The following is a 10,573-nucleotide window of genomic DNA, read 5'->3' as shown; positions in this document are numbered from 1 at the left end:
AGCGCTCTCCGCGTCCGCCGCGGGGGGCGGAGCCGGTGCCGTCGGTGCGGGCCGCGCGCTTGCGCTGCGCGTTCGCGCCCTGCGAGCGTCCGCCCTGCGACTGCCCGCGGGCGGGCTCGACGACGGCCGAGGGGGTCACGTACGCCGCGACGTCCCCGACGAGCTTCGCGACGGCGGCCGAGTCGGCCGTGACCTGCTGGGGCTGGACCTGGATGGCGGCCTTGCGCAGGAGCGTCTTCACGTCGCCGCGCTGCGTGGGCAGCACGACGGTGACGACGTCGCCCTCCGAGCCGGCGCGGGCGGTGCGGCCCGAGCGGTGCAGGTACGCCTTGTGCTCCATGGGCGGGTCGACGTGGATGACGAGCTCGACGTCGTCGACGTGGACGCCGCGGGCGGCGACGTCGGTCGCGACGAGCACCTTCACGTCGCCGGCGCCGAACGCCGCGAGGTTGCGGTCGCGGGCGACCTGCGAGAGGTTGCCGTGCAGGTCGACGGCGGGGATGCCCTGGCCGGTGAGCTGCTTGGCGAGCTTCTTCGCGTGGTGCTTGGTGCGCATGAAGAGGATGCGGCGGCCGGTGCCCGACGCGAGGGTCTTCACGAGGGCGTTCTTGGAGTCGAGGCCGTCGACCTCGAAGACGTGGTGGGTCATCAGGGCGACGGGCGAGTTCGCCTCGTCGACCGAGTGGAGCACCTCGTTCTGCAGGTACTTCTTGACGAGCTTGTCCACGCCGTTGTCGAGCGTGGCCGAGAACAGCAGGCGCTGGCCGCCGCGCGGCGTCTTGTCGAGGATGCGCGTGACGACGGGCAGGAAGCCCAGGTCGGCCATGTGGTCGGCCTCGTCGAGCACGGTGATCTCGACGGCGTCGAGGTTGACGAAGCCCTGCTTCATCAGGTCCTCGAGGCGGCCGGGGCAGGCCACGACGATGTCGACGCCCTGCTTGAGGGCCGCGACCTGGCGCTGCTGCGAGACGCCGCCGAAGATCGTCGTGGTGACGATGCCGTAGCGTCGGCGAGGGGCTGCATCGCCGCGGTGATCTGGGTGGCGAGCTCGCGGGTCGGCGCGAGGACGAGTCCGAGCGGGCGTCCCGGGCGGCGGCGGCCACCGGCGAGCGAGCCGCCGAGGCGGGCGATCATCGGGATCGAGAAGGCGAGGGTCTTGCCGGAGCCGGTCTTGCCGCGTCCGAGGACGTCGCGGCGTTCAGGGTGTCGGGCAGCGTGTCGACCTGGATCGGGAACGGCTCGGTGATGCCGTTCGCGGTCAGGGCCGAGACGAGGGGAGCGGGGACGCCGAGAGCGGCGAAGGTGGGGATGGACGACATGGATGGTGCCTTTCGGGGCATCATGCCGATCCGACAGCGCAGGCCTGTGGCCGGGCGCGGGTGATCGGCTTTCGGGCGAAGGTGACGGTGGTCACATCCGTTCGCCGTACGAAGCTGTGCGCGCGGCCGGAGGCCTCATGCACGGTGCGCCAGATGGTCGGGACGGAGTCCTCGACGGTCAGAGTCCTCAGGGGACAAGGGGCGTTCTACGACGCGGGGGAGCGCAGACTTCGCGCTCGCACCCCACCACCCTAGCGGACTCCGGTCCTTCGTCGCATCGGAGCCCGCGGTCCGGGCGCGGCTCAGCCCTTGTAGCGCTCGCCCACCGGCACCTCGACGCCGAGCGTGTTGCCGGCCTGTGCGAGGGGGCACGCCCACGCCGGGTCGTACGCGCAGGACGGGTTGTAGGCGAAGTTGAAGTCGAGCACCAGGGTCGACGGGGCGCTCCCGGGGCCGAGGTCGGCGCCCTTGACGGTGTCGAGCAGGTAGCGCCCGCCGCCGTAGGTCCCGCCGGGGGTCCCGGCGAGGGCGTCCTTGACCGGCAGGAAGAGCCCGCCGCCGTAGGAGCCGAGCCGCCAGACGTCGAGCGTCCCGGCGCGGGGGATCGCGACGGTGCCGACCAGCTCGAACGGCACGGTCCCGTCCGTCCCGGTCTCCACGTCCATCCGTCGCGGCTCCTCGGCGGGGGCGACCTCGACCTCGAACCGCCACGAGGCGTCGTAGGGCGCGATCGCGAGGGAGCGGAAGTGCGCCCGGTCCGCCGGCAGCAGCGGAGTGGAGGGGTGTCGGGCGAAGAGCGCGTTGCGTCCGCGGATCCACGACGCGTGCGCCGCGAGCAGGTCCACGTTCGAGAGGCGGCGGACCTCGGCGTACAGGGCGTGCACGTGGCGGCGCCAGTCGGCGACCTCGATGGCCGACGCGAGTCGGCGGCGGGGCGAGACCTCGCCCGACCCGTCGTCCTCGTCCTCCGACGAGGGCCACTGGAAGCGGATCAGCTCGGCGCGCGAGAGCTCCGTCTCCTCCTCGGCGGTGCCGTCGGGGCTCACTCCGCCGCCTCCCCGCGGGGGCGCGCATCGGCGCCGACGTCGTGACGCCAGCTGGGCGCCAGCGAGCGGATGCGGATCCCGCGCCACTGCCAGAACGCCCACATCGACGGCCACAGCGCGGGCGAGGCGAGCCCCGCACTGAACTCGAGCCGGTCGCGGAAGAGCGTGCGCCCGTCCGGGAGCGGAGCGACCGCCATCCGGTGGTCCCACGCGGTGATCAGCCGCAGGGCGCCCGAGAGCGGAGCGCCGCTGTCGCGCAGGATCCGCACGTCCGGCATCGACGGCACGCGCCGGTACGAGAGGTCGATCTCCTGCGCGCCCATCGGCACGATCCCGAGGGCGTCCATCGCGACGTCGTGCGGGCCCAGCCCCCACGTCGGCCGGAAGCCGCCCTCGTCCAGCGACGCGGCGGTCAGGAGGGGGGACATCACCTCGCGGAACACGGCCGGGCTCTGCAGAGCGCGCCAGGCGGAGTCCACGTCGGTGTCGAGCACGTGCTTCAGCATCACCTTCACGACGTCCATCCTCCTCCGCGCGGCCCTCCGGCGTCACCGGGTGCGCGGGAGCGCTCGGCCGTGTATGCGCCCGGTACCGTGTCAGGGTGAACGCCGCGTCCTCCGCCCACGACCAGTCGACCTACCAGATCCGCTTCGACTGGGGCCCGCGGGCACTGCGGGTCCTCGCTCCCGCGCACATCACGGTCGTCGTCGACGCGCTGCCCGGCGGCCGGGAGCTGCCCCTGCACGGCGTCGAGGGCCGCGTCGTGCGGGCCGGGCTCGCCGACCGCACCGCGGTCGCGGCGTGGATCCTCGAGCGCCAGCACGAGAACGGCGGGCGCACGAGCGTCAACGTCGTCGCCGCGGGCGACGTCGACGAGGACGGATCCGCGCGCTTCGCCCTCGAGGACCAGCTCGCCGCAGGGGCGCTCATCGACGCCCTCATCGCCCTCGGCATCGATCACACGTCGCCCGACGCGGCGGTCGCGTCCGCCTCGTTCGCCGGCCTCCGCCGCGCCTGCGGCCACCTCCTCTCGGCGTCGCCGTCGGGCCGGGCGCTGAAGGAGTCGGGGCGGGCCGACGAGGTCGCCGCCGCGGCCCGCCTCGACTCGGTCGCCGACGTCACCGTCCTGCGCTGAGGGCCCCTCGACCGCCGGGCCCGGAGCGGCGTAGCGTTCGCAGGGAGCGCCTCCGCTCGCACCGCGCACGCGACCGAACCCGAAAGCTGGCCCGCATGAAAGCCGTCCTCCACGACGTCGTCCTCGCCGACGCCCCCGACTCCGACCTCATCTCGATCGAGGGCAACTGGTACTTCCCGCCCTCGAGCGTCGCGACCGAGCTGCTCGAGCCGAGCGACACCCCCTACACCTGCCCCTGGAAGGGCGAGTGCCAGTACTTCTCGGTGAAGTCCGACGACGGTCTGCTGAAGGACCGCGCCTGGTCCTACCCGACTCCCTACCCCACCGCGTTCGACCGCGTCGGCAAGGACTTCTCGGGCTACGTGGCGTTCTGGAAAGAGGTCCGGATCGTCGACTAGCGGCCGGCCGCGCGCGCCGCGCTCCGGCTGCGGTGCGCGCGGACCTTCGCCCTGTTGCCGCAGCGCTGCATCGAGCACCAGCGGCGCGTGCCCGCCCGCGAGGTGTCGAGGTAGAGCATCCGGCAGTCCTCGGCGTCGCAGCGGCGGAGCGGCCCGAGCCCCGGCCGCCCAGCAGCTCGACCCCCTCCCGCGCGATCGTCGAGAGGGCCTGGCGCGCCGCGGCGGTGGTCCGGCCGGCCTGCCGCGATCCGCCCGACAGCATCGGCGGGATGTCCGGCATCGCCGCGAAGAGGTTGAGCACGTCGATGTCGCCCGGCTCCCCGGAGCCGCCCTGCTCGGCGGCCTCCGCCAGACGCGCGATCGCGTCCCGCAGCATCAGAGCGTCGGCCAGGTTCGCCTCGCGCGCGCCGTCGCCCACCGCGTCGAACCGCTCGGCGAGCCAGGTGCCGAGGGCGTCGTCCGTGGGCAGCCGCTCACCCGGGGCGCCGCGCATCGACCCCGTGAAGGCGAAGTCGAGCGCGAGGCTGCCGGAGTCGAACCACCAGCGCCGGCCGTCCGCCTCCTCGAGCCACTGCCCGGTGCTGGGCGCGCGACCGCGGATCGCTCGCGGCTCCCCGGTCGCGCTCACGCCGCCGGGACCGGGCGCGACGCCACTGGATGGCGTTCGCCGCCTCGAAGCGCCGGGCGCAGCGTCCGCAGGCCAGGGGGCGGGAGGGGCGGCGGTGCCGGTAGAAGAGGTGCCCGCCGGGGCAGGTGCCCACCCACGGCGCCAGCTCGTCGGCGGTCGGATTGCTGTGCGTGCGCGAGCCGGTGTAGCCCAGGCGTGCGGCGATCCCGCGCCACACCGCCCCGTGCCCGGCGGTCGGGCCGGCGAGGGCGTGCGCGACCTCGTGCAGGAGGGTCTGCCGCACCTCCTCGTCGCTCCAGCGGGCGGCGAGGTGACGCGAGAGCGTGATGCGCCGATCACTCCAGTGGCAGGCGCCGCCGCGCGTGCGCGCGTGGTCGAAGCCGAAGCTCCAGGAGTCGTCGAGGTGCTCCCCGAGGAGCTCCTCGGCCCAGGCCCTGACCTGCTCCAGCTCGGCCACGCGTCCGCCGTCCCGTCGGGGAGCCGTCAGGCCTCGTCGGCGCTCTCGGCGCCGTCGGAGTCGTCGGTCGCCGCGGCGTCCTGAGCGCCGTCCGCGCGGCGTCGCCCGCGGACGGAGCCCTCGGTCCGCTCGCGCGTCGAGCCGCCCTGGAACTCGGTCGCGGACGCGAGACCCACTCGAGCGATCTCGAGCTCCTCCTCCGGGACGCCCACGCGCTCGCCGAGCACGGTCGCGGCGTCGAAGTCGCGGGCGGCGCGGCCGTACTCGCCGAGCTCGAAGGACGCGAGGCCCCGGTGCTTGAGGGCGAAGGAGTGCTCGAGGTGCCACTCGTGGGTGCGCGCCTCCTCGACGCACAGCGCGAGCTCCGAGAGCGCCTCGTCCGGGCGTCCGCGCAGCTGCATGAGCCGTGCTCGGCGCACGCGAGCGGTCAGGAGCTCGGCGCGGTCGCCCGAGAAGCGGGTGCGGCGGACGGCCTCGTTGGCGAGGTCCCAGGCTTCGTCGAGCCGGCCGAGCAGGCGCAGCAGCTCGGCCTTCTCGGTGAGGGCGGCGAGGGAGCGCAGCGCGCCGATCTCCTCGAGGCGCTCCTGGGCGGCGTCGACGTCGATCTCCTCGCGGAGCGTCGCGGGATCGTGGCGGATGATGATGCTCAGAGCAGTGCTTCCTCGTGGGGTGCGGATCCGGTGCGTCGCGGGTCGTGTGCGACGAGCGGGAGGCCGCTCGGGCCGGCCCAGTTTACGGGGCGGAGCGCACGGCTCTCCTCCGGACGCGCCCATCCGAGGACGGTCAGCCGCGCCGCACCTGGAAGATGCTGCGCGCTGGCAGCGGCGACGGCGTGGCCGTGTCGTCCGTGACGGGCGAGGCTCCTGCGACGAAGTTGTCGAGCTCGCGGCCCTGCACGAGCTTCGCGGGCGCGGGGTCGGAGGCGAGTCGGCGGGGCAGTCCGTCGACCGGCAGCGGCGAGCCGGAGGCGAGCATCACCACGTTCCCGAACCGCTTCGCCTTGAGCATCTGCGTGTCGGTCATGATCGCGGTGTGAGCGAAGACGGAGGAGAGGGTCGCCGCCTGCGCGCGGGCGAAGGCGAGCGCCCCGCCGTCGGCCACGTTGACCGCCACGACGCCGCCGGGCGCGAGCAGCGGGGCGATCGCGGAGTAGAACTGCGTGCTCGTCACGTGCGCCGGGGTCCTGGCCCCCGAGAAGACGTCGACCACGACGACGTCGATGCTGCCGAGGAGTCCGGGCGGGAGCTTGCCGAGCACCTCGCGGGCGTCGCCCTGGCGGATGCGGATCTGGGCTCCCCGGGGCAGCGGCAGCGCCTCCCGCACCAGCTCGACGAGCGCGCCCTCGATCTCGACGACCTGCTGGCGGGAGCCGGGCCGGGTCGCGGCGACGTAGCGGGGGAGCGTGAGCGCCCCGGCGCCCAGGTGCAGCGCGGTGACGGCCTCGCCCTCGGGGGCGAGCAGGTCGATCGCGTGGCCGATGCGGCGCACGTACTCGAAGGACAGGTGCGTCGGGTCGGCCAGGTCGACGTGCGACTGCGGTGTGCCGTCGACCACGAGCGTCGCGGCGTCGGGGGAGTGCCGGTCGGGCTCGATCCGCGCCAGGTAGCCGCTGGAGAGCACGGCGCGAGGGTGCTCGGAGTCGTCGCCGCGTCGGCGTCCGGTTCGTTCCTGCATCCCCTCAGTCTGAGGGACGCGGGCGGTCGGGGGGACGCGGCAAGGGGCGGCACCCGACCGGGGGCCTCCGCGGGCCGTATACCGGACCCCGCGACACGACGCAAGGATCTGCACTTGCGCGGCGTGGCGCGATGCATCTATATTTGTACTTTGCGCTCCCGAGTACCCACGCCCTCATATTGCGGTCGGCAGGTCACCGGAACCCGGCATCAGATGGTGGATGCCGATGCCACACTCTAGCCCTCACCCCGAAGACCGCGTCGAAACGGTCCCTGCGGCGTGTGGAGGGCGGGTGTCGGCCCGCCCGGCGGGAGCCCACTCCACACATCCCACAGATTGAGACCCGCGAGGGTCTACGGAGGTTCCTTCCTTGGCTGCTGCGCCCAACGCAACCACCACCTCACCCAAGAACGGACGCGCCGCATCGCGTCTCTCGTTCGCCAAGATCAGCGACACCCTGACGGTTCCGGATCTGCTCGCACTGCAGACCGAGAGCTTCGACTGGCTCGTCGGCTCGGAGGCGTGGAAGACCCGCGTCGCCGAGGCGAAGGCCGCCGGCCGGGAGGACCTCCCCGCCAACTCCGGTCTGGACGAGATCTTCGAGGAGATCTCCCCGATCGAGGACCTCAGCGAGACGATGCAGCTGAGCTTCACGAACCCGTACCTCGAGCCCGAGAAGTACACGATCGAGGAGTGCAAGGAGCGCGGCAAGACCTACGCCGCTCCTCTGTACGTCGAGGCCGAGTTCATGAACCACCTCACGGGCGAGATCAAGACCCAGACGGTCTTCATGGGCGACTTCCCGCTCATGACCGAGAAGGGCACGTTCATCATCAACGGCACCGAGCGTGTCGTCGTGTCCCAGCTCGTCCGCTCGCCGGGCGTGTACTTCGAGCGCCAGCAGGAGAAGACGTCCGACAAGGACATCTACTCCGCCCGCGTCATCCCGAGCCGCGGTGCGTGGCTCGAGTTCGAGATCGACAAGCGCGACCAGGTCGGCGTGCGCATCGACCGCAAGCGCAAGCAGTCGGTCACCGTCTTCCTGAAGGCCCTCGGCCTCACCAGCGAGGAGATCCTCGAGCAGTTCGCCGGCTACGAGTCGATCGAGCTGACGCTCGAGAAGGACAACATCCTCACCAAGGAGGACGCTCTCCGCGACATCTACCGCAAGCTCCGTCCGGGCGAGCAGGTCGCCGCCGAGGCCGCCCGCGCGCTGCTGGACAACTTCTACTTCAACTCCAAGCGCTACGACCTCGCGAAGGTCGGCCGCTACAAGATCAACCGCAAGCTCGGCATCGACAAGGCGCTGTCCGACTCGGTCCTGACGGTCGAGGACATCATCGCGACCATCAAGTACCTGGTCGCGCTGCACGACGGCCGCACTACGCTGCCGGGCGTCCGCGAGGGCGCTCCGGTCGACCTGCGCCTGGACGTCGACGACATCGACCACTTCGGCAACCGCCGCATCCGAGCGGTCGGCGAGCTGATCCAGAACCAGGTCCGCACCGGCCTGTCCCGCATGGAGCGCGTCGTCCGCGAGCGCATGACCACGCAGGACATCGAGGCGATCACGCCGCAGACCCTGATCAACGTCCGCCCCGTCGTGGCCGCGATCAAGGAGTTCTTCGGGACGTCGCAGCTGTCGCAGTTCATGGACCAGAACAACCCGCTCGCGGGTCTGACCCACAAGCGCCGCCTGTCGGCGCTGGGCCCCGGCGGCCTCTCCCGTGAGCGCGCCGGCGTCGAGGTCCGCGACGTCCACCCGTCGCACTACGGCCGCATGTGCCCGATCGAGACCCCGGAAGGCCCGAACATCGGCCTGATCGGCTCGCTCGCGTCCTTCGCGCGCATCAACTCGTTCGGCTTCATCGAGACCCCGTACCGCAAGGTCGTCGCGGGTCGCGTCACCGAGCAGATCGACTACCTCACCGCGTCCGAGGAGGACGAGTACCTGGTCGCCCAGGCGAACGCCCCCCTCACCAAGGACTTCCACTTCGCCGAGGGCAAGGTCCTCGTCCGCCCCAAGGGCGGAGAGGTCGAGCTCGTCGACGCCGACCGCGTCGACTACATGGACGTCTCCCCGCGCCAGATGGTGTCGGTCGCGACCTCGCTGATCCCGTTCCTCGAGCACGACGACGCGAACCGCGCGCTCATGGGCGCGAACATGCAGCGCCAGGCCGTCCCGCTGCTGCGCAGCGAGTCGCCCGTGGTCGGAACCGGCATGGAGGGCTTCGCGGCCATCGACGCCGGCGACGTCATCACCGCCGACAAGGCGGGCGTGGTCCAGGAGGTCTCCGCCGACTCCGTCACCGTCCAGCTGGACGAGGGCGGCACGCAGACCTACTTCCTCCGCAAGTTCGACCGCTCCAACCAGGGCACCTCGTACAACAACCGCGTGGTCGTCTCGGCCGGCGAGCGCATCGAGGTCGGCGAGATCGTCGCCGACGGCCCCGCCACCGAGAACGGCGAGCTCGCGCTGGGCAAGAACCTGCTCGTCGCGTTCATGCCGTGGGAGGGTCACAACTTCGAGGACGCGATCATCCTCAGCCAGAACCTGGTGAAGGACGACGTCCTCTCCTCGATCCACATCGAGGAGTACGAGGTCGACGCCCGCGACACCAAGCTCGGCAAGGAGGAGATCACCCGCGACCTCCCCAACGTCAGCCCGGAGCTCCTGGCCGACCTGGACGAGCGCGGCATCATCCGCATCGGCGCCGAGGTCCGCCCCGGCGACATCCTCGTCGGCAAGGTCACGCCCAAGGGCGAGACCGAGCTCTCGGCCGAGGAGCGCCTGCTCCGCGCGATCTTCAACGAGAAGAGCCGCGAGGTCCGCGACACGTCGCTGAAGGTGCCCCACGGCGAGCAGGGCACGATCATCGGCGTCAAGGTGTTCGACGCGCAGGATGGCGACGACGAGCTCGGCTCGGGCGCAACCAGCGCGTGGTCGTCTACATCGCCCAGAAGCGCAAGATCACCGAGGGCGACAAGCTCGCCGGCCGCCACGGCAACAAGGGCGTCATCTCGAAGATCCTGCCCGTCGAGGACATGCCGTTCCTCGCCGACGGCACCCCGGTCGACATCGTCCTCAACCCGCTCGGCGTCCCCGGCCGCATGAACTTCGGCCAGGTCCTCGAGATCCACCTCGGGTGGATCGCGAAGCAGGGCTGGAAGGTCGACGGCGAGCCGGAGTGGGCCGCGCGCCTGCCCGAGCACGCCCGCGAGGCGGCGCCCGGCACCAAGGTCGCGACCCCCGTGTTCGACGGCGCGGCGGAGGAGGAGCTCGCAGGGCTCCTCGACTCCACCACCCCGACGCGCGACGGTGAGCGCCTGATCGGCTCGTCCGGCAAGACGCAGCTGTTCGACGGCCGCTCCGGGGAGCCCTTCCCGGACCCGGTCTCGGTCGGCTACATGTACATCCTGAAGCTGCACCACCTCGTCGACGACAAGATCCACGCGCGCTCGACGGGCCCGTACTCGATGATCACCCAGCAGCCGCTCGGTGGTAAGGCGCAGTTCGGTGGACAGCGCTTCGGCGAGATGGAGGTGTGGGCCCTCGAGGCCTACGGTGCCGCCTACGCGCTGCAGGAGCTCCTCACCATCAAGTCGGACGACATCCTCGGCCGCGTGAAGGTGTACGAGGCCATCGTCAAGGGTGAGAACATCCAGGAGCCGGGCATCCCCGAGTCCTTCAAGGTCCTCATCAAGGAGATGCAGTCGCTGTGCCTGAACGTCGAGGTCCTCTCGGCCGACGGCACCGCGGTCAGCCTGCGCGACACCGATGACGAGGTCTACCGCGCCGCGGAAGAGCTCGGCATCAACATCTCCTCCCGGTTCGAGTCGTCCTCCGTCGACGACATCTGATCCCGCGCCAGCATCTGACGACCTCCCGTCTCTGACGAGACACCTGTTTTCCGAC

8 protein-coding genes and 3 pseudogenes are annotated in these 10,573 nt (G+C 71.8%); 3 read left to right on the top strand and 8 right to left on the bottom strand.

Annotated features, from left to right (window positions below):
- The 3 genes and pseudogenes from B0T42_RS03900 to B0T42_RS03890 form a co-directional block, all read right to left on the bottom strand.
- Nucleotides 1-1,319: pseudogene (locus tag B0T42_RS03900) on the bottom strand (DEAD/DEAH box helicase); the annotation flags it as partial.
- A gap of 302 nt (nt 1,320-1,621) precedes the next feature.
- Nucleotides 1,622-2,230: a DUF1684 domain-containing protein gene (locus B0T42_RS03895; RefSeq protein WP_201788479.1), complete on the bottom strand. Its 609-nt coding sequence runs from the start codon at nt 2,228-2,230 to the stop codon at nt 1,622-1,624.
- Nucleotides 2,231-2,361: 131 nt separating this feature from the next.
- Nucleotides 2,362-2,871, bottom strand: coding sequence for a hypothetical protein (locus B0T42_RS03890; RefSeq protein WP_236720095.1), 510 nt, complete (start codon nt 2,869-2,871; stop codon nt 2,362-2,364).
- A 95-nt stretch (nt 2,872-2,966) separates the two neighbouring features.
- On the opposite strand from B0T42_RS03890, the gene B0T42_RS03885 reads away from it, so the two are divergent.
- Together B0T42_RS03885 and B0T42_RS03880 are read left to right on the top strand one after the other, a co-directional pair.
- Nucleotides 2,967-3,500, top strand: coding sequence for a 2-phosphosulfolactate phosphatase (locus B0T42_RS03885; protein ID WP_077222006.1), 534 nt, complete (start codon nt 2,967-2,969; stop codon nt 3,498-3,500).
- A 95-nt stretch (nt 3,501-3,595) separates the two neighbouring features.
- A complete protein-coding gene (locus tag B0T42_RS03880) occupies nt 3,596-3,898 on the top strand; it encodes a DUF427 domain-containing protein (protein ID WP_077222005.1) in 303 nt (100 codons plus the stop codon).
- Here B0T42_RS03880 and B0T42_RS20990 read toward each other — a convergent pair.
- From B0T42_RS20990 to B0T42_RS03860, 5 genes and pseudogenes are all read right to left on the bottom strand, one after another.
- The gene (locus tag B0T42_RS20990) at nt 3,895-4,017 is read right to left on the bottom strand and encodes a CGNR zinc finger domain-containing protein (RefSeq protein WP_236720094.1); all 123 of its coding nucleotides are present in this window, start codon (nt 4,015-4,017) and stop codon (nt 3,895-3,897) included. The two genes, B0T42_RS03880 and B0T42_RS20990, sit on opposite strands and share 4 nt — an antisense overlap.
- Nucleotides 4,018-4,121: 104 nt before the next feature.
- A pseudogene (locus tag B0T42_RS20985) lies at nt 4,122-4,391 on the bottom strand (ABATE domain-containing protein); the annotation flags it as partial.
- Nucleotides 4,372-4,983: a SprT-like domain-containing protein gene (locus B0T42_RS03870; RefSeq protein WP_077222004.1), complete on the bottom strand. Its 612-nt coding sequence runs from the start codon at nt 4,981-4,983 to the stop codon at nt 4,372-4,374. The pseudogene B0T42_RS20985 and the gene B0T42_RS03870, both read right to left, overlap by 20 nt.
- A 26-nt stretch (nt 4,984-5,009) precedes the next feature.
- Entirely contained in the window at nt 5,010-5,756 is a 747-nt protein-coding gene (locus tag B0T42_RS20600) for a tetratricopeptide repeat protein (protein WP_201788478.1), read from the bottom strand.
- Between the two features lie 10 nt (nt 5,757-5,766).
- Nucleotides 5,767-6,657: a spermidine synthase gene (locus tag B0T42_RS03860; RefSeq protein WP_077222003.1), complete on the bottom strand. Its 891-nt coding sequence runs from the start codon at nt 6,655-6,657 to the stop codon at nt 5,767-5,769.
- A 370-nt stretch (nt 6,658-7,027) separates the two neighbouring features.
- On the opposite strand from B0T42_RS03860, the pseudogene rpoB reads away from it, so the two are divergent.
- Nucleotides 7,028-10,518 (top strand): annotated as a pseudogene (gene rpoB / locus B0T42_RS03855) (DNA-directed RNA polymerase subunit beta).
- Nucleotides 10,519-10,573: the final 55 nt, after the last annotated feature.

It is taken from the genome of Rathayibacter rhapontici (assembly GCF_001995175.1).
In the GTDB taxonomy this organism is placed as follows: Bacteria; Actinomycetota; Actinomycetes; order Actinomycetales; family Microbacteriaceae; genus Rathayibacter.
The sequence above is the reverse complement of the archived record's forward strand: the minus strand, read 5'-3'. Positions and strand labels throughout refer to the sequence as shown.

What these genes read in the sequence shown, in the direction of transcription:
- B0T42_RS20990 (WP_236720094.1), bottom strand. Translation starts at nt 4,017, where the DNA reads ATGCTCTACCTCGACACCTCGCGGGCGGGCACGCGCCGCTGGTGCTCG.
- B0T42_RS20600 (WP_201788478.1), bottom strand. Translation starts at nt 5,756, where the DNA reads ATGGGCGCGTCCGGAGGAGAGCCGTGCGCTCCGCCCCGTAAACTGGGC.
- B0T42_RS03890 (WP_236720095.1), bottom strand. Translation starts at nt 2,871, where the DNA reads ATGCTGAAGCACGTGCTCGACACCGACGTGGACTCCGCCTGGCGCGCT.
- B0T42_RS03880 (WP_077222005.1), top strand. Translation starts at nt 3,596, where the DNA reads ATGAAAGCCGTCCTCCACGACGTCGTCCTCGCCGACGCCCCCGACTCC.
- B0T42_RS03860 (WP_077222003.1), bottom strand. Translation starts at nt 6,657, where the DNA reads ATGCAGGAACGAACCGGACGCCGACGCGGCGACGACTCCGAGCACCCT.